At 55.7% G+C, this 255-nt stretch carries 1 rRNA gene; it reads left to right on the top strand.

Annotation, left to right across the window (positions count from 1 at the left end):
- Window positions 1-255, top strand: a 16S ribosomal RNA gene (locus tag MKZ40_RS17240); the annotation flags it as partial.

Below are 255 nucleotides of genomic sequence, written 5' to 3' on the forward strand. Positions count from 1 at the left end.
ACGGGAGGCAGCAGTGGGGAATATTGGACAATGGGCGAAAGCCTGATCCAGCCATGCCGCGTGTGTGAAGAAGGCCTTCGGGTTGTAAAGCACTTTCAGCGAGGAAGAACGCCTCGGGATTAATACTTCCGAGGAAAGACATCACTCGCAGAAGAAGCACCGGCTAACTCCGTGCCAGCAGCCGCGGTAATACGGAGGGTGCAAGCGTTAATCGGAATTACTGGGCGTAAAGCGCGCGTAGGTGGCTAAGTCAGC

This window comes from Cobetia sp. BMC6, assembly GCF_029991385.1.
GTDB lineage: Bacteria > Pseudomonadota > Gammaproteobacteria > Pseudomonadales > Halomonadaceae > Cobetia.